Source organism: Streptomyces sp. NPDC057486, from assembly GCF_042802415.1.
GTDB lineage: Bacteria > Actinomycetota > Actinomycetes > Streptomycetales > Streptomycetaceae > Streptomyces > Streptomyces yanii.
Map to the genome: position 1 here is coordinate 110186 of NZ_JBHVEE010000003.1, position 25104 is coordinate 135289.

Genomic DNA, 25104 nt, shown 5'->3' on the forward strand with positions numbered 1-25104 from the left:
GCACATGTCGTGGACACGAAGACTTCTGGTGGTCCTGGCGGCACTGGCCGCCGCACTCCTCGCGGCCCCGGCCGCCCAGGCGCACGAGGAACGGCCGGTCACCCTGCCCGACGGATCCGGCAGTGTCCCGGTCCACCGCGCCGGAGAACCCGATCTGCTGGTCTGCAAGAGCGACCGCGCCGACTTCGAACGCCGGATATCCGGCTTCCCGGCGAAGCTCCGGGCACGCAACCTCGAACTCTTCGACCGGTGCCTGAAGTCCGGCTACCGCCATCTGCAACAGGCCGTCGACAAGGTCGGCAGACCCGGCATGAACATCGCGATCCTGCCCGGCCTGTACGAGGAGGAGCCCTCGCTGCCCGGGCCGACGGGGGAGTGCGCGAGGCTCAAGGCGCCCGACTCGCAGCTCGGCTACCAGATCCTGTCGTACGCGCAGCAGAAGCAGTGTCCGCACAACCAGAACCTGGTGGCGATCCTCGGCAAGAAGCAGCTCCAGATCGAGGGGACCGGGGCGGAGCGCACCGACGTCGTCATCGACGCCAAGTACCGGAAACTCAACGCGATCCGCTCGGACGGCTCCGACGGCATCTACTTCAAGAACTTCACCGCCCAGCGCACGACGTTCAACTCGCTGTACGTGCTGGCCCAGGACGGCTTCGTCATCGATGACGTCCTCACCCGGTGGAACGACGAGTACGGCTTCCTCACCTTCGCCAGTGACCACGGGCTGTACAAGAACTGCGAGTCGTACGGCAACGGCGACTCGGGCATCTACCCCGGCAGCGCGTCGGACATCAATGACGGATACGGCTACGACGTGCCGCGCTACTCGATCGAGATCACCGGCTGCCGCAGCCACCACAACATGGTCGGCTACTCCGGCACGGCGGGCGACTCCGTCTACGTCCACGACAACGAGTTCGACCACAACATGGGCGGCGCCTCGATGGACAGCGCCTTCCCCGGCCACCCCGGACTCCCGCAGAACCACGCACGTTTCGAACGCAACCTGATCCACGACAACAACGCCGACTACTACCCGTACGTCGCCGACGGAACCTGCGCCAAGCCGCCCGTCGAGCGCGGCTACGAGGACGGCGTCGTCTGCCCGCAGATCTCCATGCCGCCGGGCACCGGCATCATCACCGCGGGCGGCAACTGGAACATCTACGAGAACAACTGGATCTACGGACAGCGGCGCGCCGCCTTCTTCCTGAGCGCCGTCCCCGCCTTCATCCGCGGCGAGAGCGCCCTCGCGAAGCAGGCCGACACCTCGCACCACAACCGGTACGCGAACAATCACCTCGGCACGGACAAGGCGGGCCGCTCCCGGCCCAACCGCACCGATGTGTGGTGGGACGGCCAGGGCGACAGCAACTGCTGGCAGTCGGACACCGGACCGTCCACGCCGCGCTCGCTGCCCGCGTGCGGGGCCGCGCGCGGCGCGGTCTCCGTCCGCACCGACCGGCTGGTGGGCGAACCGGTCAAACTCGCCCAATTGCTGGTCTGTGCCGACTACAACGTGCAGGCGCGGCGGCTGCCGGCCGGCTGCGACTGGTACGGCGCACGCGGCATCGAGCGCATCGAGGTGCAGATCGCACTGGGTGTCGCCCTGGTGCTGACGCTGGTCGGCGGGGTGCTCTGGTGGCGCCGTCTGCGGCACAGCCGGCTCGCCACAGCGGCCACCCTGCTCGGCGTGATCGGCCTCGGGCTGGATGTGGCCGGTGCGACGACGGGCCTCGCGTCCTCCCATCTGCCTGCGGCGGCGCTGCTGCTGACCGGGGCGTGGTGGACCGGAATCGGGCTCGTCCTGCGCGGCGAGCGGCCCGGACTGGGCTGGACCACGGTGGTGCTGGGCGTCCTGACCCTGCTCGACGCCTTCGACAAGGCCGTCCTGATGATCCCGTGGATCCCGGTCGGCCCGGCCTGGATACGCGGTCTCCTCGGCGCCATCTGGGTGGTGTGGGCGGTGGCGGCCTCGGCGCGGCACGGGGAACGAGCGGTGCGGAGGAAGGCGGACCCGGGGCCGGACGCGGACACGAACCCCGATGCGGGGGACACGCCGGGCGACGACCGTGCGGGGGCCGGTGCCGGTGCGGGAGCGGGAAGGAATGCGGGCCACGGCGCGGGTTCCGGACGCGGGGCCGATTCCGGGCCGGGCACGGATTCCGGGTCCCACCGGGGCTCCGGACGGGACGGGGACCGGTCATGAGGCGATCTTTCCGCCCGCTGCGACTCGACAGGCTCACGTCGCTCACATCGCGCACGGCGTTCCCCCGGTTCGCCGTCGCCCTTCTCGCCGCGGGCGTCCTCGTGTCCGGTGCGAGTGCCTGCGGTGGGCGGCCCACCACCCACCACAGGCCCGGCACCAGTCATGAACAGGCTGGCGGCAGCGTCGGCCGGCTCCTCACCGCGGACGACGGATCCGGGCACCGGCTGCGCCAGGTCGAGGCCACGGGCGCCCCCGCGGTGACCGTCGCCGTACGGCCGGACTCCGAGGACGGGTGGAACGTCCATCTCACCGTACGGAACTTCAGATTCAGCCCGGACAGTGTCGGCGGCGCGGCGCTCCTCGGGCGCGGCCACGCCCGGCTCTTCCTCGACGGCCACCCCCTGGCCCGGCTCTACGGCCCCTGGTACCACCTTCCCGACGCCCTCGTCCGCGAGGCGGGTGGCGGCCGCACCCTCACGGCCCGGCTGTACGCCGACGATCACACCGCCTGGGCCGTGCACTCCACACCGATCCAGGGCACCACGCCTCTCACCACCACTCCTTCCGCCGGCACCCCCGCCGCTCCCCGCCCCGACCGGACTCTGGAGATCGCCATCTCTCACGGCAAGGTCAGCCCCGCCCCCGGCCGCACCGAGCTCAGGAAGGGGCAGCGCATCGAGCTGCGTGTCCGCACCGACCGTGCCGACACCCTCCATGTCCACGGCTACGACAAGGAGGCGCGCCTGGCCGCCGGGCGGACCACCACCCTCACCCTCACCGCCGACCGCACCGGGCTCTTCGAGGTCGAGACCCATGAGTCCGATCTGCTCCTGACCCAACTCGTCGTACGGTGAGCGTCCTCGCCCACGGCATCGGCTCCCGGCACGACCTGCCGCTGTCCCCCTTCTACGCGTTCGCCGGCGCCTTCGCCGCGCTCTTCGTCTCCTTCCTCGGGCTCGGCCTGCTCTGGCCCGCCTCCCGATTCCGGGGCGACCGGGCGGGCCGCCCGCTTCCGGTCCCTCTCCAACGCCTCGCCGACGCCCGCCCCACCCGTGTCGCCGGGCGCGCCGTCGGCCTGGCCGCCACCCTGTTCGTCCTCCTCCATCTCCTCCTCGGCCCGGACGGTCCGGAGCGCAACCCGGCCGCGGGCTCCGTCTACGTGCTCCTCTGGGTCGGGCTCGTCCCCGCCTCGCTCCTCCTCGGTCCCGTCTGGCGACTCCTCAATCCCCTGCGCACGCTCCACCTCCTCGTCTGCCGCGCACTGGCCCGCGACCCGGCTGCGGGCCGCCCCCTTCCCGTACGCCTCGGTCTGTGGCCCGCCGCGGCCGGACTCCTCGCCTTCACCTGGCTCGAACTCGTCGCCCCGGACCCCGCGTCGTCCACCGCACTCCTTCTCTTCCTCGTGCCGTACGGCGCTGTCCACCTCGCGGGCGCCGCCCGCCACGGCGCCCGCTGGTTCGACCACGCCGACGCCTTCGAGGTCTACTCCGGCCTGCTCGCCCGGCTCTCCCCCCTCGGCCGCAGGCCCGCCGACCGCCGCCTCGTCCTGCGCTCCCCGTTCAACGGACTCGACGCCACCCCGCAGACCCCCGGTCTCGTCGCCACCGTCTGCGTCATGCTCGGCTCCACCGCCTACGACGGCTTCTCCGGCGCCCCCTCCTGGATCACCGCCGTCCAGACCTCACCCCTGGGCCGCACCACCGCGGCCACGCTCGGGCTGCTCGCCGCCGTCGCCCTCGTCGCCACCCTCTATGCCCTCTGCGCCGGTGCCACCCGGCTGATCTCCGGTCGGCTCCGCCACCCCCTCACCGTCTTCGCGCACTCGCTCGTCCCGATCGCCCTCGGCTATCTCGTCGCCCACTACTTCACGCTCTTCGTGACCGAAGGGCCGCACACGGTCATGGTGGCGCTCGGTGCTGACTCTCCCGTCCCGCCCGATCCGCCCCTGGCCCCCGGCGGCATCGCCACGCTCCAGGTCGCCGCGATCGTCGTCGGGCACGTCCTCGGAGTCGTCGCCGCCCACGACCGGTCCGTGCGCCTCTTCCCGCCCGCCCGTGCCGTCGCGGGGCAACTTCCCCTGCTGGCACTGATGATCGCGTACACCGTCGGAGGGCTGACCCTGCTTCTCGCCTGACCGCAGGTCCGCACCCGCCCGTCCCGCAGAGGAGAGTCACGGCATCATGGAGCCCGTGCCCCATGCGAATACGAACCTCCGCCGCGCACCCGTGCAGCAGCGCAGCGCCGAGCGCCTCGCCCGGATACTCGACGCCTGCGCCGAACTCCTCGACGAGACCGGTTACGAGCAGCTGTCCACCCGGGCCGTCGCCGCCCGCGCGGAAGTCCCGATCGGCTCCGTCTACCGGTTCTTCTCCAACAAGCGCGCCCTCGCCGACGCCCTGGCCCGGCGCAATCTGGACAGTTACGCGGACCGCATCACCGGTCGCCTCACCGCGATCCCGTCCGCCGACTGGCGCGGCGCCATCGACGCAGTGCTCGACGAATACCTGGCGATGAAGCGCTCCGTCCCCGGTTTCGCCCTCGTCGACTTCGGCGCCCCGGCCCCTGTGCACGACCCGGCCTCCGACGCCAATCACCGCGTCGCGGAGCGCCTCGCCGAGCTGCTCTCCGGCCATCTGGGGCGCAGTGCCGACGAGGATCTGCTCCGGACGATCCTGGTCTGCGTCGAAGCCGCCGACGCACTCCTCCAACTCGCCTTCCGCACCGATCCGTCGGGCGATCCGGCGATCGTCGCGGAGACCCGCGTCCTGATCCAGGCGTATCTGGCCCAGGTCCTGGACTGAACCCGCAACGCACCGCACCTCGTCGCGCCGGACGGCGCCGGTCCGCGCCGCAGGGGTCCGGACCGCATCTCACCGCATCTCGCGAGAATCCGACGGGACCCCCCACCCGCCAATGTCGACCCGACAACACCTCCCCACCATGCGTACCGGTCGGTATGCTCGGCGATGCTTGCCCACGTTCGCGCGCCACCGCAGTCGCCGCCCCGGGGAGGGCCCATGCCGCACGAGTCCCGTACCACCCGTACCGCCCTGCGCATCTGCCCCCTCTGCGAAGCCACCTGTGGACTGACCCTCACCATCGAGGGGACACGGGTCACCGGAGCCCGCGGCGACCGGGACGACGTGTTCAGCCGGGGCTTCATCTGCCCCAAGGGGGCGTCCTTCGGTGGCCTCGACGCCGATCCCGACCGGTTGCGCACCCCCCTCGTCCGCAAGGACGGCGTGCTGCGGGAGGCGAGTTGGGGTGAGGCGTTCGGCGCGATCGCCGCCGCACTGCCCCCGCTCACCGAGCGGCACGGGCAACAGGCCGTCGGCGTCGTCCTCGGCAACCCCAATGTGCACACCATGGCCGGCGCGCTCTACCCGCCCGCCCTGCTCTCCGCGCTCCGCACCCGGGCCCTCTTCACCGCGAGCACCCTCGACCAGATGCCCAAGCACGTCTCCAGCGGACTGCTTTTCGGCGACCCGAACGCCATCCCGGTGCCCGACCTCGACCGCACCGACCATCTGCTGCTCCTCGGTGCCAACCCGCTCGAATCCAACGGCAGCCTCTGCACCGCCCCCGACTTCCCGGGCAAGCTCAAGGCGCTCCGCAAACGCGGCGCCACCCTCACCGTCGTCGACCCGCGCCGCACCCGCACCGCCCGCCTCGCCGACCGGCATGTCGCCATCCGCCCCGGCGCCGACGCACTCCTCCTGGCCGCGCTCACCCATGTCCTCTTCGAGGAGAAGCTCACCGACCCCGGCACGCTCGCCGGCCATCTCGAGGGGCTCGACGAAGTATCCGAAGCCGTCAGGGAGTTCACGCCGGAGGCGGTCGCCGAGGCGTGCGACGTGGACGCGGTGACCATCCGTACGATCGCCCGGGAACTGGCCGCCGCCCCCACCGCCGCCGTCTACGGGCGCATCGGCAGCTGCACCGTCGAGCACGGCACCCTCGCCAGCTGGCTCGTCGACGTCCTCAACATCCTCACCGGCAACCTCGACCGCCCCGGCGGTGCCCTCTTCCCGCTCTCGGCCACCGCCCGTGCCCCGCGCCCCGCCGCCCCCGGCAAGGGCTTCACGCTCGGACGCTGGGCGAGCCGGGTCTCCGGACACCCCGAGGCCAAGGGCGAACTGCCCATCGCCGCCCTCGCCGAGGAGATCGAGACCCCGGGGGAGGGCCGGATCCGCGCCCTGATCGTCCTCGCCGCCAACCCCGTGCTCTCCGCCCCCGACGGCGACCGTCTGGACCGCGCCCTGAGCGGGCTCGACTTCATGATCAGCGTCGACCCGTACCTCAACGAGACCTCGCGCCACGCACATGTGGTGCTGCCCCCGCCCCCGCCCTCGCAGAGCGCCCACTTCGACTTCGCGTTCAACACCCTCGCCGTACGCAACCAGGTCCGCTACACCCGCCCCGCCGTCCCGCTCGCCGACGGTCTGCTCGGTGAGAGCGAGATCCTCGCCCGGCTCGTCCTCGCCGTCTCCGGGATGCACGGAGCCGACCCGTCCGCCGTGGATGCCATGATCATCGACCGGGTGCTGGCCAGGACCGTCGGCGACCCGCACTCGCCCGTCCACGGGCGCACCCCCGCCGAGCTCGCCGCCGCGCTCACCGGACGCACCGGACCGGAGCGGCGCCTCGATCTGATGCTCCGCCTCGGCCCCTACGGCGAAGGCTTCGGCGCCGACCCCGAGGGCCTCACCCTGGACCGGCTGCTCACCCACCCGCACGGCATCGACCTCGGCCCGCTCCGACCCCGCGTCCCGGAGGTCCTGGCCACCCGCAGCGGACGCATCGAACTCCTTCCCGCGCCGATCGCCGCCGATCTGCCCAGGCTCCGCAGCGCCCTGGCGACGAAACGCGGGGCCGACTCGCTCGTCCTCGTCGGCCGCCGCCATCTGCGCTCCAACAACAGCTGGATGCACAACGTCGCCGCGCTGCGCGGCGGCTCGAACGTCTGCACCCTGCAGATGCACCCCGAGGACGCGGCCCGGCTCGGACTGGCGGACGGCGCCTCCGCCACGGTCACGGCGGACGGTGGTGCGCTGACCGCGCCCGTGGAGATCACGGAGAGCGTGCGGACCGGAGTGGTGAGCCTCCCGCACGGCTGGGGGCACGACCGCCCCGGCACCCGGATGTCCGTCGCGGCAACCGCCCCCGGCGTCAACGTCAATCAGCTTCTCGACGGCACCCTGCTCGACCGGCTGTCCGGCACCGCCGTGCTCAACGGCATCCCCGTCTCGGTGGCACCAAGCCATTGACCTGGGGTTTTGCTCGTATTGCTCGCATGTCAACGTCTTGTTAAGGCTGCGAGTCGCGCCCTAACGTCATCCGCACCGCCGACTCCGGTGGGAGTTCAAGGGTGAACGATAGGTATCCCACATGCTGACAATCCTCGGCTTTGCCATGATTGCGACCTTCCTGGTCCTGATCATGATGAAGAAGATGTCGCCGATCGCGGCGCTCGTCCTGATCCCCGCACTTTTCTGTGTCGCCGTCGGACAGGGCGCCAAGCTCGGTGACTATGTGATCGACGGCGTGGGCAACCTCGCGCCGACCGCCGCGATGCTGATGTTCGCCATCGTCTACTTCGGTGTGATGATCGACGTCGGCCTCTTCGACCCGATCGTCCGCGGCATTCTCCGCTTCTGCAAGGCCGACCCGATGCGGATCGTCGTCGGTACGGCGCTGCTCGCCGCGATCGTCTCGCTGGACGGCGACGGCTCCACCACCTTCATGATCACCGTCTCGGCGCTGTATCCGCTCTACAAGCGCCTCAAGATGAGCCTGGTGGTGATGACCGGTGTCGCCGCCACGGCCAACGGCGTCATGAACACCCTGCCCTGGGGCGGCCCCACCGCCCGCGCCGCCACCGCCCTGAAGCTGGACGCGGGCGACATCTTCGTCCCGATGATTCCGGCCCTCGGCGTCGGACTGCTCGCGGTCATCCTCCTGGCCGTCGTCCTCGGCCGGCGCGAGCGCAAGCGGCTGGGCACCCTCACCCTCGACGAGGCCATCGTCCAGGAGCCCGAGACGGTTCTCGTCGGTGCAGGCACCGGCGCCGGTGCGGGCGGCGGCAGCGACCGTACCCGCAAGAACTCCGGCGGAGCCGGTACGGGCACGGACGCGGAGCACACGGCGGCAGTGGCGCACGACGGCGACGTGGACGACGAGGGCTTCAAGGGCCTCGACCCGAACCGCGCCACCCTGCGGCCCAAGCTCTACTGGTTCAACGCCGGTCTCACCGTCGCCCTCCTCACCGCGATGATCATGGAACTGATGCCGATCCCGGTGCTCTTCCTGCTCGGCGCGGCCCTCGCCCTCACCGTCAACTTCCCCCACATGCCCGACCAGCGGGCCCGCATCGCGGCCCACGCCGACAACGTCCTCAACGTCTCCGGCATGGTCTTCGCCGCCGCCGTCTTCACCGGTGTGCTCTCCGGCACCGGCATGGTCAAGCACATGGCGGACTGGCTCGTCGGCGCGATCCCGGACGGCATGGGCCCGCACATGGCGATCGTCACCGGCATCCTGAGCATCCCGCTCACGTACTTCATGTCCAACGACGGCTTCTACTTCGGCGTCCTCCCCGTGCTCGCCGAAGCCGGCGCCGCCCACGGCGTCTCCCCGCTGGAGATCGCCCGCGCCTCCCTGATCGGTCAGCCGCTCCACATGTCGTCCCCGCTGGTCCCCGCCGTCTACGTCCTCGTCGGCATGGCGAAGGTCGAGTTCGGCGACCACACCAGGTTCACCGTCAAGTGGGCCGCGCTCACCTCACTGGTGGTGCTCTGCGCCGGTCTCCTCTTCGGGATCATCTGACCCATGGACCATACGGAAGGGCCCGGCAGGAGCTGGCTGCTGCGCCTCGTCATCGCCTTCGGCTTCGCGCAGGGGGCGGTGTCGATGGCGCGGCCCGCCGTCTCCTACCGGGCTCTTTCGCTCGGTGCGGACGAACGCGCCATCGGCGTGATCACCGGGGTGTACGCGCTCCTCCCGCTCTTCGCCGCCGTCCCGCTGGGGCGACGGACGGACCACGGCCGGTGCGCACCCCTGTTGCCCCTGGGCGTCGTCCTGATCGCCGGCGGCTGCGCCCTCAGCGGTACGGCGGGCTCCCTCCCGGCGATGGCGGCCTGGAGCGGCGTCATGGGACTCGGCCATCTCTGCTTCGTGATCGGCGCCCAGTCGATCGTCGCGCGTCAGTCCGCGCCCGCCGAACAGGACCGCAATTTCGGCCACTTCACCATCGGCGCCTCCCTCGGTCAGCTCATCGGGCCGATCGCCGCCGGGTACGTGATCTCCGAGCGTGACGGCCTCCTGGGCCGTACGAGCGCACTCGCGCTGGTCGTCTCCGCGGCCGTCGCCACCGCGTCGTTCGTCTCGCTCTGGCGCATCGAACACCGCACCGCCCCGGGCGTCCGAGCCCAGGCGCCCGCCGCGAAGGTACCGGTCGGCCGCATCCTGCGCACCCGGGGCGTCCCGGCGGGCATCTTCATCAGCCTCGCCGTGCTCTCCGCCACGGACATCCTCACCGCGTATCTGCCGGTCATCGGCGAGCACCGCGCCATCGCCCCGGCCACCATCGGTCTGCTGCTCAGCCTGCGCGCCGCCGCCACCATCGCCTGCCGCCTGGTCATGACGCCGATGCTTCGCGTCCTCGGCCGCACGGCACTGCTCACCACGACCTGCCTGCTGGCCGGACTGCTCTGCGCGGGCATTGCCCTGCCGGTCCCCGTCTGGGCGTTGGCCACGATGCTCGCCGTGCTCGGCTTCTGCCTGGGAGTCGGCCAGCCGCTGTCGATGACCACCGTCGTCCGGGCCGCCCCGCCGGAGGCCCGCTCCACCGCCCTCGCCCTCAGGCTGACCGGCAACCGCCTCGGCCAGGTCGCCGCCCCCGCGTCCGCCGGTCTGATCGCCGGGGTGGCGGGCACCGCCGCGCCGTTCGTGATGCTGGGCGTGCTCCTGCTGGTGGCGGCGGGACTGGGGGTACGGGGCGGGCGCGCCCCCGGGCCCGCCGCCGACACGGCCCCTGCCCGGCCTGAACAGCCCTCGGTGAACCGGAACCTCACCTGACACTTCCGGCTCGCAGGCCCTCTTGCGCCTCACCTCCGCGCGAGTCATTCCCACCACCCGGGGCAGTGGGCCGATTCCAGCCCACTGCGGCGCTCGCGGACGCCGGATCTGCCCCCTGCCGAAGGAGATCCAGGGGCTCGACGTCTGAGCCGTACCGCTCCAGGGCCTTGCCATCGGGAAGGCCCTGGAGCGGTACGTTGACCTCAAGCCGGGTCGAGGTCGTACGTTCCTTCCATGAGCATGGAAGCCACCGCGTGGACGCAGCTCCACAACGTCATGAACGCGCAGCAGGACCGACGCCCCTTCGACCGAGCCACTCTGCGGCGCATCGCCGCGTTCGCCCGACCGCACCGGCGGCGGGTCGCCCTGTTCCTGCTGCTGAGTGTCGCCACGGCACTGCTCGCGGTCGCCACCCCCGTCCTCGCCGGCCGCGTCGTGAACGCGATCGTGACCGGCAAGGAGGAGGGGACCGTCACGCGGCTGGCCGTGCTCATCGCCGTGATCGCCGTCGCGGAGGCGGGACTCGGGCTGGTCGGCCGCTGGCTCTCGGCCACCCTCGGCGAAGGGCTGATCCTCGACCTGCGCACCGCGGTCTTCGACCACGTCCAGCGCATGCCGATCGCGTTCTTCACCCGCACCCGCACCGGCGCGCTCGTCAGCCGTCTCAACAACGACGTCATCGGCGCCCAGCGCGCCTTCAGCAACACCCTGTCCGGCGTCGTCAGCAATGTCGTCACGCTGCTGCTCACCCTCGGGGTCATGCTCAGCATTTCCTGGCAGATCACCGCACTCGCGCTGGTGCTGCTGCCCGTGTTCGTGCTGCCCGCACGCCGGATGGGCACACGGATGGCGAGACTCCAGCGCGAAGCCGCCGCCCACAATGCGGCGATGGGCACCCGGATGACCGAGCGCTTCTCCGCACCCGGCGCCACGCTCATCAAGCTCTTCGGGCGGCCCGCCGACGAGTCCGCCGAATTCGCCGCCAGGGCGGGCAGGGTGCGCGACATCGGTGTCCGTACGGCCATGGCCCAGTCCGCGTTCATCACGGCACTCACCCTCGTATCGGCGCTGGCACTCGCCCTGGTCTACGGGCTCGGCGGGTTCTACGCGCTGCGCGGGCAGCTGGACGCGGGCGCCGTCGTCGCCCTGGCCCTGCTGCTGACCCGGCTGTACGCGCCGCTCACCGCACTCGCCGGGGCGCGCGTCGAGGTGATGAGCGCGCTCGTCAGTTTCGAGCGGGTCTTCGAGGTCCTCGACCTCAAGCCGCTGATCGGGGAGAAGCCCGATGCGCGGACGGTCCCGGAGGGCCCGGTGTCCGTGGAGTTCGACGCCGTGCGCTTCGGCTACCCCTCCGCCGACAAGGTCTCCCTCGCCTCGCTGGAGGACGTCGCCACCCTGGACACCCGCGGCGGCGACGAGGTGCTGCGCGGGGTCTCGTTCCGCGCCGAACCGGGCCAGACGGTGGCCCTCGTCGGATCGTCCGGCGCGGGCAAGTCGACCATCGCACAGCTGCTGCCCCGGCTGTACGACACGGACGAGGGCGCCGTACGCATCGGTGGCATCGACGTACGCGACCTGTCGGCCGACACCCTGCGTGACACACTCGGCATGGTCACCCAGGACGGCCACCTCTTCCACGAGTCGGTCCGCGCCAACCTTCTCCTCGCCCGCCCCGAAGCCACCGAGGAGGACCTCTGGGACGCCCTGCGCCGCTCGCGACTGGACGGACTGGTCGCCTCGCTGCCCGACGGACTGGACACCGTCGTCGGTGAACGCGGCTACCGGCTCTCCGGCGGCGAGCGCCAACGGCTGACCATCGCCCGGCTGCTGCTGGCCCGCCAGCGCGTCGTCATCCTCGACGAGGCCACCGCCCACCTGGACAACACATCCGAAGCGGCCGTCCAGGAAGCCCTCGTGGAGGCGCTCGAAGGACGCACCGCGGTGGTGATCGCCCACCGGCTCTCCACCGTACGGGCGGCGGACCTCATCCTCGTCGTGGAGAGCGGCCGGATCGTGGAACGCGGCACCCACCAGGAGCTGCTGGCGGCCGGCGGCCGGTACGAGGAGCTGTACCGCACCCAGTTCGAGCGCCCCGGCGCCGAGCCCGCCGGTCTGGGCTGACCACCGCTGAGTCAGCCGGTCGTCCAGTCCGTCCCACGGGCCTGCTCCACCGCGAACGTCCCTGCCGGGTAGGGGAGTTCGGCTGCCAGTGCCGCTGCCCGGTCGAACTCCTCGCGCGCCTCCCGTTCGCGGCCCAGCGCCGCGAGCGCCGCCGCATGTACCGTACGCGCCTCGGTCAACGACAGCCGCTCGCCGACCTCCTCGGCGCGTACGGTCTCCGCGGCCGCCAGCCGCACCGCCCGCTCCGGCTGTCCCGCCAGCAGCTCCGCCCAGGACAGCAGCGCGGCCGAGCCGGGGCCGCTCCCGCCGGTCAGCAGAGCGAGGGCCTCCTGCGGGCGGCCCTCGCGGACCAGGAGCTCCGCCTGCGCCGCCCGTACCTCGTGCACCGCCTGCCGGTCGCCCTGCGCCTCGGCCACCTCCCCGGCACGGGTCAGCAGCTCCGCCGCGCCCGACTCGCCGGCGCCCATCCGGACCCGGGCCAGCGCGGCCAGGGCGTACGGGGTGCACCACGTGGCTTGCTCGCCGGTCTCCCGCACCGCCGCCTCCGCTTGTTCCCGCGCCTCGCCGAACTCCCGCAGCAACAGATGTAGTTCGGCGAGGTTCGCCCGCTCGAAGGCGACTGCCGTCGGATCCCCGGTGTGCTCGGCGAGCCGCAGCGCCCGCCGCCCGGAGGCGACCGCCTCGGCGAGCCGGCCCGACCGCCGGGCATGCTCGCGCAGTACGGAGAGGACGGTGGCCAGCAACTCCTGGTCGCCGTAGGCCTCGGCGTGCGGCAGTGCCAGATCGGCCGCCGGACGGGCCTGTGCGAACCGGCCCGCGAGCCCGAGCGAGGTCGCCTGCATCCCGAGGGCGCGGGCCAGCAGCCCCCGGCGTTCGCTGCCCGGTATGGCGTCCGCGGCTTCCTGCGCGGTACAGGCCGCGGCGTGTGCCGACTCGTACCGGCCGGTCACGAACCGCAGCACCGCCGCCGCCAGATGGTGGGTCGCGGCGGCCAGCGGCGGGGTGTGCGGACCGGGTGGATAGGCACGCAGCAGATCCTCGCCCTCGTCGGTCCCGCGGTACTTCACCAGCACCTCGGTCAGCCGTGCGGCGGCCAGCACCTGTCCGTCCTCGTCGCCGCGCCGCACCATGTCGTCGAGTGCCTCGCGCAGAACCGCCGCCGCCTCCTGGTAGCGGGCCATCCGGCGCAGCACGGCGCCGCGGTCGATCCTCGCCTGCGCCGCATCGGCGGCCAGCGCGTCGAGCCGGGCGGTCAGTTCGGCGTAGTAGCGGTCCGCGGTGTCGTTGGCGCACAGGGCTGCCGCCCGCTCGGCCGCCTGCCGCAGATAGTGGGTGGCCCGGGGGTCGTCGGCGCGGGTGAGATGTGAGGCGAGGGTGTCGACGGCGTCCGGCCTGCGCCGCAGCACCGCCTCCGCGTAGGCCGAGTGCAGCTGTCGGCGGCGGGCCGCGGACAGCCCGTCGTAGCAGGTGAGCCGGACCAGTGGGTGCCGGAAGGCGAGACCGGGCAGCGGCCGCCCGCCGACCACCACGGTCCGTTCCGTCATCACCGACGCCGCGACCGCCGCGTCCACGGCATCCGTCGCCTCGGCGGACGACAGCGGCGGATGCAGCCCGTGCTCGGCGACGTCGAGAACCTCGGACAGTGCGGCGCCGCCGCCCGCCACGGATACCGCCTCCACGACCCGCCGCACCGCGGGTCCCAGCCGTGCCAGCCGCGCCGCCACGAGCTGACGCACGCCCTCCGGGGCGCTGAGCGCGGCGGGGTCCGCCCCTTCGTGGGCGGTGCGGGCCAGTTCCAGGGCGAAGAGCGGATTGCCGAGTGACAGCTCCCAGACCCGGTCCACATCGGCCCTGGCCCCCGCGTCCCGGGCGACCGCCAGGCACGCGTCACGGCCCAGTCGCCCCAACTCCATGGAACGGGCCAGACCTTGGCGTACCAGGGTGTCCAGCACGGTGCGCCGGGGATCTGCCGCGGTCAGCTCCTCCGCCCGGTACGTCACGGCGAACCGCCAGTCGGTGCGCGTGGCCACCGCGCGCCGGGCCAGATGGCTGAGCAACTGGTACGTACCCGTGTCGGCGGCGTGCAGGTCGTCCAGCACGAGCAGCACGGGCGCGGTCGCCGCCAGATCGCCCAGCAGTCCGGCCGCCGCCCGGAACAACCGGTCGCGCTCCTCCTCCGGGCTGCGTTCCGTGCCCATCCCGATCTGGCCCAACGAGGGCAGCAGTGAAGCGAGTTCCGGGTACTCGCCACCGATTCTGGCCCGGTCGGCGGGTGGCCGGTCGGCGATCCAGGCATCCAGCGCCTCGACGAAGGCGCCGTAGGGCGTGTGGCCCTCCGCGTCGTGGCCCGCGCCCCACAGCACGGTGGTCCCGGCCTCGGCCGCCCGCCGGGCCGCCTCCGCCGTGAGATGGGTCTTGCCGACGCCCGCCTCGCCGCCGACCAGGTGTACCGGCGGGCCGTCCGTGGCGAGCAGCAGCTCCAGGTCGGCCTCCCGGCCACGCAACGGGGCCGCGGGCGGTGTGCGGAGAGCTGCGGGCAGGACCGGGGCCGCCGCCGCGCCCACCACCGTGGCTGCCGAGTCGAGGGCCAGGAGGTGGAGTTGCTCCGTCGCCGGGCTCGGGCGCACTCCCAGCTCGGCGTCGAGCGCCTCACGGCACAGGTGGTACTGGCGCACCGCCTGCCGGCGCAGCCCCTGCCGCAGATATGTGTCGATGAGGACCCGATGGGCCCGCTCCTGGGCGGGCGCCGACGCCAGGACCCGCTGCGCGGCATCCGTGGCCGGTTCCGTCTCGCCGTCCGCGAGATACGCCTCCGCAAGGGCCAGCTGCACCCGCTCGCACAGTTCGGAGAGACGCTCGCGCCGGGTCTCGGCCCAGGGTGCGTAGCGGTCCTCGGGCAGCAGCTCACCGGTGAATGCCGCGACTGCGGCGGCCAGTTCGGCCGTGCTGCCACTGACGAGCGCGCGCTCGGCCAGGGCCTCGGCGTGGTCCGCGTCGATCCACACCGTCCGGGGGTCCAGCGACAGGAGAGCGCCCTCGCCGGTCAGATACGAGGACGCGGCGCGCGGGACGAGCTCGGGCTCGATGGCGCGGCGCGCCGCGTGCAGTGCGACCCGAAGGCTGCCGAGCGCGGACTGAGGATCGGCGTCCGGCCAGCAGATCTCCATCGCCTGCTCGCGGTGGAGGCGGTGTCCCGGGGAAACGGCGAGGAGTTTCACGAGGGCGCGCGCGCTCGGCCGGGGCCAGCGCTCGGCAAGTGGCGCGCCTCCGTCGCGTTCTATCCGGAACCCGCCGAAAAGGTGTACACGCAGCAACGGGGGTATGTGCGGGGAGTGCTCGCCGTGGTCGGCGGTGCGCGCTGCGTTCATCAGGCAGTCACTGTAACCGCCGTTCCCGGGCAGCCCGAAGACCCCCGCGCCACCGTGCGCGGGGGTCTCCGAGGCCGGAATCTCCGGGGCCCCGGGTCAGGACCGGCTGATCGAGTCCACCGTCAGTCCGTGCAGCTGGTCGTTCTGCTGGAGATAGCGCCCGCCCGCGAGTTCGATCGTACGGTCGTACCCGGTCTGGTCCGCGCCGAGGCCGATGATCTCGTCGACGCCGTCACCGTCGAGGTCCGCCACCACGGTGTTCTGGACCGCGTACTTGTTGATCCTGGCCAGGTGGTCCGGGTAGTTGTGGCCCGCGGTGAGAACCGCCGGGTCCCAGAGGTAGATCGCGGCCTCCGTGCCGCCCACGATGAGCCGCCTGCCGCCGGGGCCCGTTCCGAACCCGGCCTGGTGCAGCGTCGGCAGGGTGTACATGCTGTACTCCTTGTCGCCGCCCGCGTAGGTGCGCAGCGCGGCCGTGCTGGCCAGGACCGCTCCCTCCTCGCCCGTGAACCAGTTGCCGGTGGTCCAGGCCCCGCCGCCGGTCGCGGTGTGCACGATCTTCCCGGTCCGCGCATCACGGAACTCGATCAGTGTGGTCCAGAAGCTGCCCTCCCTGACGATCCAGGAGTGCACGACCGCGTGCCCGTCCGCGTAGGGGATCCCGGGGTCGGCGAAGACGCCGTGGTGCAGTTCCGCGGCGTAGATCCTGGTGTCGGGGTCGCCGGTCCACTTCGGATCGGCGGTCCAGAGCACCTTGCCGGACTTCCCGTCCAGCGCCATGCCGTCGACGACCGACGTGGCGGCGTCGAGGGACCCGACCGTGCTGTACGAGGCGAAGACCCGGCCCTCGGCCACCGCCAGGTCGGAGAAGACCACTCCCGCGCCTTCGGGGGCGTACGACCAGAGCTGCTTCCCGTTGCCCCGGTACGCGCGGACCGCGTCCGTCGGCACGAGCACCTCGTCGGCGCCGTCGTGGTTCACATCGGCGACGGCCACCGACCGGACGAACTGCCCCTTGCCGTCAATGGTCCGCAGGATCCGGCCCGTGTGCGCGTCGACGATCACGGTCGCGGAGTCCGCCGCGACGACCAGCTCGTCCCGCTCGCCGTCGCCGTCCGTGTCGGCCGGCACGATCTCGCCGTGCACCGCCCCAGGCAGGGTGGTCTTCCACCGCACCTCGGGCTTGCCCGCCACCATCGACGGACCGTCGTACGCCCACAGGCCGTGCGACTGGCCGCCCGTCACGACGTCCTGCCTCCTGTCGCCGTTCACGTCCACGGCAACTGCGGAGGTCAGATCGCCCTGGAGCGGGGTGAGCGACGTCTGGCGGCCGCCGTTCAGCCGGTAGCTGCGGACGTTCTGCTCGTTGTCGACCGTCCGTACCCGCCACTCGTTGTCCACGCGGTACGGCTGGGCGTAGATCGGAGAGGCGACGGGGCCGCCCTGCTTCTCCCAGGCGACCTCACCGTCACGCCCGTCGATGGCCGCGAGCCTGCCGTAACGCGTACCACCCGGGTTGGCGGCCGCATCCTTGTCCTGCATCGTGATGTACGAGGCGAGCACCTGCCCGTCGACGATCTTCAGACCCAGTGCGGAGTCGCCGTCCTTGGAATTGGACTCGTCCCGCTTGACGGTCCGCGACCACAGCTCGGACGCGTCCCCGCCGTCCAGCGCGCGCACGGTCGAGGCGTTGACCCAGAGATACTCGTCGAGCGTGTCCTCGCTGACCGCGTACTCCGGCTTGGAGTCGCCCTTCAGGTTGCCCACCTGCAGGCCGAGCGCGAGGGCGTTGACCCGGGTGTCGAGGGTGGTGCGAGCCCCCGTCGCCGGGTCGTACGCGGCGAGCTGGTACTGCACACCGTCGCGGTAGTCCGCCTGCTCGACGGCGACGAGCCGCTTCCGCGCGGAGTCGTACGCCAGCTGTCGTGAGTAGAGCGCCCCGTCGCTCTGCCACTTCACCGTGCCGTCGGCGGTGTCCAGGACCAGGGTGTGGCCCTCGGCGGCCGTCGTCGCGGTCTTGCGCCTGTTCCAGGAGACGGCGAGCAGCCCGCCGTCGAGCGCTCCGGTCGAGCCCCAGCGCCCGTCGCGCTGCCCGGTCTCGTAGGTCCATGCGTCGGTCGGCGTCAGCTTTCCGTCGGCGTAGGAGAAGCGGAAGCCCTGCAGCGTCGCCCTGGCATCCTTGGGTGCGTTGAGGTTGGTGGACGGCTGGTCGCCGACGACGAGCGTGTCGCCGACCAGGGTGACCTGCTGCGCGTCCGCGAAGATCCTGGTCCAGACCGTCTTGCCGGTCTTTCCGTCGAGGACGGTCACGAACGTGCCCGTGGAGAGCGTCGATCCGGGCGCGGTGAACGGCCGGTACGGCGAATTGCCCACGTCCGCGGTGAAGACGACGTCCGCCACGCCGTCGCCGGTGAGGTCGCCCGTCGTGTAGCCGCGGTCGGAGAAGTCGGCGGCCGGGGCGACGGCGTTGTAGCCCATGGTGATCCGGGCCGGGTAGGGCTCCACCTGCCAGGGGCGTGCGGGCCGGACCTGCCAGTCGGCGTACAGCGAGGCGTTGTCCCGCTTCCACACCGTCGTGCCGTCGTCCGTCAGGCGGGTGACGGTGCCCGCGCTGTGCACGGCGAGGTAGTCCCCGTGACCGCCCGCCAGCTGTGTGGTGTCGGCCTGTCCCCGGTAGGTCTCCAGGTCCGAGCTCGCTTCGAGGGACAGGTTCCCGTCGGCCGATGTGTCGTCCGTGCCCTGCGGACTCTGCGACGACCGGGAGGAGTCGGGTGTGGACTGCGGCGTGATCTGCTGCTCGCCGGCGAACGAGTCGCCCTGGAGCCGCTTCTCCAGCCGGTCGGCCTGTGCGTCGGTGAGGACGCGCGGTCCGGCGCCGCCGTCGCTGTCGGCATGTGCGGCGGGCGTGGCGGTCAGCGCCAGCCCGGCCGCGATCAGGGCGGAGGCGAGCCGGACGGCGCGCCGTGAAGTGGAGGTCATGACGTCGCCTTCGAGGAGATTCGGACGGCGGACTTGTCGGTGAGGACCGACTCGTTGAAGGAGTACTGCAGGGCGTCCGTACCGGCCTGGTTCTCGATGCCGATCGTCGCCTTCGCTCCCGTCTCGAGGGAGGCGGTGCCGATGGACTGGTACTGCAGGGTGATCGCACCGGTCGCCTCGTCGAAGAGGGCCTCGAAGGTGACGCGCTGCGAGGTGTCGGAGGCGAACGCGACGTTCTCCCAGACGATGGCGAATGTGCGCGCGCCGGCCGTACCGTTGGTCGCCGTCTTCACGCTCGCCCTGGCGTCGACCGTCAGGTCGTCCCAGAAGGCGGCGACGATGCCGTTCGGCTTGGTGGCGCCGGGCAGCGCCGTGTTGGTGTAGTCGCCGAGGCGCGGCTCCAGGAAGTTGACCAGGCCGTTGGTGGTGATACCGGCGCTGGTGTACTTCACGCCGTAGAAGGTGACGGGGAAGGGCAGCGACACCGTCCTGGCGTTCTCGTCACCGGAAAGCGCGACCTTGGTCCTGCCGCTGACCCAGTTGTACGTCGCAGGTGCGCAGCTGTTGCCCGCCGCGTCCGTACGGTTGGGCAGTGCGGCCTTCACCGTCTCGTCGCCGTCCACGGCGACCGTCGTCGTCAGGACGCCGTTGCAGAGCACCGGAGCGGCGGGCGTCGCGGTCAGGGAGAACGAGCCCTCGGCGACCGACGGGAAGCGGAAGGCGCCGTCGGAGTCACTGGTGACGGCTGCGAGCGGTGCGTCCGTGAAGCGCACCGTGGCCCCCTTCAGCGGCTTGCCGGTGACATCCAGCACCGTGCCGGAGACGGCGTGCGCCGGTACGGCGTCCAGCGCGAGGTTCTTGGTGACCTTCTCGCCGGTGGTGACGACGAAGCCGTCCTCGGTGGCGGACGCGTATCCGTATCCGCTCACGGCCAGGGTGTACGTGCCGGCGGTGAGGTTCAGCTTGTACGTGCCGTCGGCCGCGGTCGTCACGGAGCGCTTGGCGGTGCCCGCCTGCGCCTTGACCGTGACACCGGAGACCGGCCTGCCGGTCGCCCGGTCGGTGACCGTTCCGGTCACGGTGGCCGCGCTGCGCGGGGCCGCGTCCACGGAGGCGAGGATGTCGAGCTTGCCCTCGCCCCAGACGTTGTTCATGTCGGCCGTGCCACCGCAGTGCGTGTCGTCGACATCGACCGCGCCGTCGTTCAGGATCGCCCGGGTCTCGTCGATCCTCCCGATCAGCGAGGGCGCGGCGGACCACAACAGGGCCGCGGCGCCCGCGACATGGGGTGTCGCCATCGACGTACCGTTGAGGGCCTTGTACGTGCTCCCCGGCCAGGTGGACCGGACGTTCACGCCGGGCGCCGAGATGTTCGGCTTGGCGGAGCCGTCGACCAGCGACGGGCCGAAGCCGGAGAAGTCCGCGATCCTCCCGTTCACGTCGTACGCGCCGACGCCGTAGGACGGGGCCTGCGACCCCGGGGCGTGGGCGGTCGAACAGGTCGTGCCGTCACCGTCGTTGCCCGCGGCGAACGCCTCGAAGATCCCGGCCGCGTTCCACGCCTCGACGATGTCCTGGTAGAAGGTCGTGTCACCGCCGCCCCAGGAATTGTTGACGATGTCCGGTGCCATTTCGGGCTTCGGGTTCTGCCCGTTGTGGTCGGTCGGCGCCAGGATCCACTGACCGGCGGCGAGCAGCGAGGAGTCCGAGCAGCTTCTGGACTCGCACCCCTTGGCGGCGATCCACGTGGCGCCGGGTGCGACGCCGACACCACCGGCGCCGACCATCGTGCCCATGGTGTGGGTGCCGTGACCGTTGTTGTCGCAGGGGACGCCGCCGGTGCACTGGCCGGTCGGGTCGTACCAGTTGTAGTCGTGGCTGAACGTGCCGTCGCCCAGGTTGCCCCGGTAGTTGCCGACCAGCGCCGGATGGTCGTACTGCACACCCGAGTCGACGTTGGCGATGACGATGCCCTCGCCCCGGTCGTCGTAGTGGGACCAGACCTGGTCCGCCTTGATGTCCTTGACGCCCCATTCGGCGGCGGCGGGGTCCGCGTCGGCCGCGGCGTCCGTCACCGAGTTCTGCTCGATCCTGTCGAGGTGGTAGGTGCGTTCCTTGCGGATGCTCTTCACATCGGAGCGCTCGGCCAGCGCCGTGACGAGCTTCTCGTCGCCGGTCACCTTGAGCGCGTTGGCGATCCAGTACGACTGGTACCCGACCCGCTTCCTGTCGAGGAACGTCCGCAGGGGCGCCTGGCTGGACTCGGCCTTCTCGCGCAGCGCGGTGAAGGCGGACCTGGCCTTGTCCGCGTGGGTGCGCCTGCCCTCGGCGGCCGACAGGTCGGCCCGGGGCTTCAGTACGACGAAGAAGGTCGACTCCTTGCCGTGCTCGACGGTGTCGAGGACGGCTGAGTCGACCTTCGCGGTGACCGGACCCGCGTCGGCGGGCGGTTGCGCGAACGCGGGAGCGGGGCCGGTCAGTACGGCTGCGGCCGTCAGCGCGGCCGCAGCCCACGCGGCGGTTCTGCGCCGCGGGGATCGGGGCAGATGCATCGGAGTGCTCCTCCATGGCTGGTACGGGGGAGCCCGCCGCGCCCCTGCTGTCAGGGGGAAGCACGGGAGGGGCGGGCTGATCCGGGACGCTAGGAGGAGGCCGTTACTGACGAATTACTGAACCGTGTGACGAGGGGGTGTCCGGTGGACCGGGGGCGGACGGGTCGCGGCCCCCGGCCCTGGTCCGCCGGACACCCCCCGACCCCGGGCGAATTGCCGGGCCGCACGTGACGGGCGTCTCTGGCGCCACAAAACTACCGCCGCTAGTTTGGGGTGCGGACGACATCGCCCGTACGCCTGCCCGGGAGGAAATGCCATGAAGGCCCACGACGGTATGTACATCGGCGGGGAGTGGCGCCCCGCAGCGGGCGCGGACACGATCGCGGTCGTGAACCCGGCGGACGAGCAGGTCATCGCCCATGTCCCGGCGGGAACGGCCGAGGACGTCGACGCCGCGGTACGGGCCGCCCGCGCCGCGTTCCCCGGCTGGGCCGCCACCCCACCGGCCCGGCGTGCCGCCCGGATCGCCGCCCTGCGTGACGTCCTGGTGGCCCGTCAGGACGAGATCGCGGCCACGGTCACCGCGGAACTGGGCGCGCCGCTCCAGCTGTCGCAGACGGTGCACGCGGGCGTGCCGATCCTGGTCGCCGGGTCCTACGCCGAACTGGCCGCCTCGTACGCCTTCGAGGAGCAGCACGGAAACTCCACCGTGCTGCTGGAGCCCGTCGGCGTCGTCGGGGCGATCACCCCGTGGAACTACCCGCTGCACCAGATCGTCGCCAAGGTGGCTCCCGCACTCGCCGCGGGCTGCACGATCGTCCTCAAGCCCGCCGAGGACACCCCGCTGACCGCGCAGCTCTTCGCCGAGGCCACCGAGGAGGCCGGCCTGCCCGCCGGTGTCTTCAACCTGGTCACCGGTCTCGGCCCGGTCGCCGGACAGGCCCTCGCCGAGCACGAGGACGTCGACCTGGTCTCCTTCACCGGCTCCACCGCCGTCGGGAAGCAGATCGGTGCCACCGCGGGCGGCGCGGTCAAGCGGGTCGCACTGGAGCTCGGTGGCAAGTCGGCCAATGTCATCCTGCCCTCCGCCGATCTTGCCAGGGCCGTCAACGTCGGCGTCGCCAACGTGATGTCCAACTCCGGCCAGACGTGCAGCGCCTGGACCCGGATGCTCGTCGACGGCGAGCGGTACGAGGAGGCCGTCGCCCTCGCCGTCGCGGCCGTCGCCAAGTACGTGCCGGGGGAACGGGTGGGTCCCGTCGTCAACGCGAAGCAGCAGGCCCGGGTGCGCGGTTACATCGAGAAGGGCATCGAGGAGGGCGCCCGCGTCGTCGCCGGCGGCCCGAAGGCGCCGCTCGCGACGGGGTACTACGTCAGTCCCACCGTGTTCGCCGATGTCACCCCGGAGATGACCATCGCCCAGGAGGAGATCTTCGGCCCGGTCATCTCGATCCTGAAGTACGAGGACGAGGACGACGCCCTCCGGATCGCCAACGGCACGGTGTACGGGCTCGCCGGCGCCGTCTGGGCCGCCGACGACGCGGAGGCCGTCGCCTTCGCCCGCCGGATGGACACCGGGCAGGTCGACATCAACGGCGGGCGGTTCAACCCGCTCGCGCCGTTCGGCGGCTACAAGCAGTCAGGCGTCGGCCGTGAGCTCGGTTCGCACGGCCTCGGCGAGTACCTCCAGACCAAGTCTCTCCAGTTCTGAACAACCCTCCGATGCACCCCCGATCAGCAAGGAGCCGGTCCGTGGTCCGCGCCGCCGTACTGCCCGCCGTCGGAGCCCCCCTGGAGGTCACCGACATCGAACTTCCGGAGCCCGGCCCCGGTCAGGTGAGGATCCGTCTCGCCGCGGCCGGGGTCTGCCACTCCGATCTGTCCCTCTCCAACGGCACCATGCGGGTGCCCGTCCCCGCCGTCCTCGGCCATGAGGGAGCGGGCACCGTCCTCTCCGTCGGCGAGGGCGTCACGCATGTCGCGCCCGGCGACGGGGTCGTGCTCAACTGGGCGCCGTCCTGCGGCAGCTGCCACCACTGCGCAATCGGTGAGGTCTGGCTCTGCGCCAACGCCCTGACGGGTGCGGGCAACATCCACGCCCGTACCGCCGACGGCACCGGACTCCACCCCGGCCTGAACGTCGCGGCGTTCGCCCAGGAGACGGTCGTCGCCGCGAACTGTGTGCTTCCCGCCCCGGACGGCGTCCCGCTGACCGACGCCGCCCTGCTCGGCTGCGCGGTCCTCACCGGATACGGCGCCGTGCACCACTGTGCCCGGGTCCGGGCCGGCGAGACGGTCGTCGTGTTCGGCATCGGCGGCGTCGGTCTCGCCGTGCTCCAGTCCGCCCGGATCGCGGGAGCCTCGAAGATCATCGCCGTGGATGTCTCCCCGGAGAAGGAGGAACTCGCCCGCGCGGCGGGCGCCACCGACTACGTCATCGCCTCCGACACCACACCGCGCGAGATCCGTAAGCTCACCGGCGGACAGGGCGCGGACGTCGCCGTCGAGTGCGTCGGCCGGCCCGCCACCATCCGCGGCGCCTGGGACTCCACCCGCCGCGGCGGCCGTACCACGGTCGTCGGCATCGGCGGCAAGGACCAGCAGGTGACCTTCAACGCGCTGGAGATCTTCCACTGGGGACGTTCCCTGACGGGCTGCGTGTACGGGAACAGCGACCCGGCCCGCGACCTGCCGGTCCTCGCCGAGCACATCCGGGCGGGCAGGTTCGACCTCTCCATGATGGTCACCGAACGGATCGCGCTGGACGGCATCCCGGCAGCCTTCGACAACATGATCGCCGGCAAGGGAGGCCGCGCGCTCGTGGTGTTCTGAGGGCCGTCCGTCACGGATTACGGGACAGCCCTCGGGCCTGCGCCGGTGTGGGCTCGGCCTGCGACCGGCTCGTGGTGAGGAGGCGGGCTTCCATCTCGCCCTCCTCGAAGAGGCGCGAGGCCGGGCCCACGATCAGCGGGTCCGCCTCACCGACCAGGTCCGCGTTCTTGTCCGGATAGTCGAAGCGGTGCAGCACATGCCGGATCGCCTCCAGACGGGCCCGCTTCTTGTCGTTGCTCTTCACCACGGTCCAGGGCGCGTCCGCCGTGTCCGTGTGGAAGAGCATCAGTTCCTTGGCCTCCGTGTACGCGTCCCACTTGTCGAGTGAGGCGAGGTCGACCGGGCTCAGCTTCCATTGCCGCACCGGATCGATCTGGCGGATCATGAACCGGTTGCGCTGCTCGTTGCGGGAGACGGAGAACCAGAACTTCACCAGGTGGATGCCGTCCCGGGCGAGCATCCGCTCGAAGCCCGGTGCCTGGTGCATGAATTCGAGGTACTCGCGGGTGGTGCAGAACCCCATGACCCGCTCCACACCCGCCCGGTTGTACCAGGACCGGTCGAAGAGCACGATCTCCCCGGCGCTCGGCAGATGCGCCGTGTACCGCTGGAAGTACCACTGGGTGCGCTCGCGCTCCGTGGGCTTCTCCAGGGCGACGACACGCGCACCACGGGGGTTGAGATGCTCGGTGAAGCGCTTGATCGTGCCGCCCTTGCCCGCCGCGTCCCGTCCCTCGAAGAGGATGACGATCCGCTCGTCGCGGTCCTTGACCCAGTGCTGCAGCTTGAGCAGTTCGATCTGCAGGGCGCGCTTGGTCTTCTCGTACGGCTTGCGGCCGAGCTTGCGGCCGTACGGGTAGTCCTCGCGCCAGGCGTCGCGGGCCCGGCCCTCCGGGGTCACCAGGACCGGGTCGTCGTCCCCGCTGTCGATCACGTCGAAGTCGTCGAGTTCGGCGCCGCCGTG

At 71.8% G+C, this 25104-nt stretch carries 14 protein-coding genes; 10 read left to right on the plus strand and 4 right to left on the minus strand.

Features of this window, described 5'->3' with window-relative positions; all coding sequences use genetic code 11:
* Nucleotides 1–4 precede the first annotated feature (4 nt).
* From ACFU6I_RS03195 to ACFU6I_RS03230, 8 genes are all read left to right on the plus strand, one after another.
* Nucleotides 5–2212 (plus strand): right-handed parallel beta-helix repeat-containing protein, encoded by a 2208-nt coding sequence (locus ACFU6I_RS03195; protein WP_384360766.1) that lies wholly within the window; start codon nt 5–7, stop codon nt 2210–2212.
* Entirely contained in the window at nt 2209–3066 is an 858-nt protein-coding gene (locus tag ACFU6I_RS03200; protein WP_384360768.1) for a hypothetical protein, read from the plus strand. Before ACFU6I_RS03195 ends, ACFU6I_RS03200 begins: the two co-directional genes overlap by 4 nt.
* Nucleotides 3063–4346 carry a hypothetical protein gene (locus ACFU6I_RS03205; protein ID WP_384360770.1) on the plus strand — a complete coding sequence of 428 codons (1284 nt, stop codon included), beginning with the start codon at nt 3063–3065 and terminating at the stop codon, nt 4344–4346. The genes ACFU6I_RS03200 and ACFU6I_RS03205 overlap by 4 nt, the downstream gene beginning before the upstream one ends.
* A 46-nt stretch (nt 4347–4392) precedes the next feature.
* Nucleotides 4393–5013: a TetR family transcriptional regulator gene (locus ACFU6I_RS03210; RefSeq protein ID WP_384360772.1), complete on the plus strand. Its 621-nt coding sequence runs from the start codon at nt 4393–4395 to the stop codon at nt 5011–5013.
* Between the two features lie 216 nt (nt 5014–5229).
* Nucleotides 5230–7479: a molybdopterin-dependent oxidoreductase gene (locus tag ACFU6I_RS03215; RefSeq protein ID WP_384360776.1), complete on the plus strand. Its 2250-nt coding sequence runs from the start codon at nt 5230–5232 to the stop codon at nt 7477–7479.
* 121 nt (nt 7480–7600) lie between these two features.
* On the plus strand, nt 7601–9037 hold the full coding sequence (locus ACFU6I_RS03220) for a CitMHS family transporter (protein WP_384360778.1): 1437 nt from the start codon (nt 7601–7603) through the stop codon (nt 9035–9037).
* 3 nt (nt 9038–9040) lie between these two features.
* Nucleotides 9041–10288 carry an MFS transporter gene (locus ACFU6I_RS03225; RefSeq protein WP_384360780.1) on the plus strand — a complete coding sequence of 416 codons (1248 nt, stop codon included), beginning with the start codon at nt 9041–9043 and terminating at the stop codon, nt 10286–10288.
* A 234-nt stretch (nt 10289–10522) separates the two neighbouring features.
* Nucleotides 10523–12409 carry an ABC transporter ATP-binding protein gene (locus ACFU6I_RS03230; RefSeq protein WP_384360782.1) on the plus strand — a complete coding sequence of 629 codons (1887 nt, stop codon included), beginning with the start codon at nt 10523–10525 and terminating at the stop codon, nt 12407–12409.
* Nucleotides 12410–12420: 11 nt separating this feature from the next.
* On the opposite strand, the gene ACFU6I_RS03235 is transcribed toward ACFU6I_RS03230, so the two are convergent.
* The 3 genes from ACFU6I_RS03235 to ACFU6I_RS03245 form a co-directional block, all read right to left on the minus strand.
* Nucleotides 12421–15777: an ATP-binding protein gene (locus ACFU6I_RS03235; protein ID WP_384360784.1), complete on the minus strand. Its 3357-nt coding sequence runs from the start codon at nt 15775–15777 to the stop codon at nt 12421–12423.
* A 96-nt stretch (nt 15778–15873) separates the two neighbouring features.
* Nucleotides 15874–18756, minus strand: a complete 2883-nt coding sequence (locus ACFU6I_RS03240; RefSeq protein WP_384360787.1) for a hypothetical protein — start codon at nt 18754–18756, stop codon at nt 15874–15876.
* The gene (locus tag ACFU6I_RS03245; RefSeq protein ID WP_384360789.1) at nt 18753–21308 is read right to left on the minus strand and encodes a S8 family serine peptidase; all 2556 of its coding nucleotides are present in this window, start codon (nt 21306–21308) and stop codon (nt 18753–18755) included. The genes ACFU6I_RS03240 and ACFU6I_RS03245 overlap by 4 nt, the downstream gene beginning before the upstream one ends.
* Before the next feature lie 316 nt (nt 21309–21624).
* On the opposite strand from ACFU6I_RS03245, the gene ACFU6I_RS03250 reads away from it, so the two are divergent.
* Both ACFU6I_RS03250 and ACFU6I_RS03255 read left to right on the plus strand, forming a co-directional pair.
* A complete protein-coding gene (locus ACFU6I_RS03250; RefSeq protein WP_384360791.1) occupies nt 21625–23019 on the plus strand; it encodes an aldehyde dehydrogenase family protein in 1395 nt (464 codons plus the stop codon).
* 41 nt (nt 23020–23060) lie between these two features.
* Nucleotides 23061–24140 (plus strand): Zn-dependent alcohol dehydrogenase, encoded by a 1080-nt coding sequence (locus ACFU6I_RS03255; protein WP_384360793.1) that lies wholly within the window; start codon nt 23061–23063, stop codon nt 24138–24140.
* A gap of 10 nt (nt 24141–24150) precedes the next feature.
* Here ACFU6I_RS03255 and ppk2 read toward each other — a convergent pair whose 3' ends face one another.
* Entirely contained in the window at nt 24151–25074 is a 924-nt protein-coding gene (ppk2, locus tag ACFU6I_RS03260) for a polyphosphate kinase 2 (RefSeq protein WP_384360913.1), read from the minus strand.
* Nucleotides 25075–25104 lie beyond the last annotated feature (30 nt).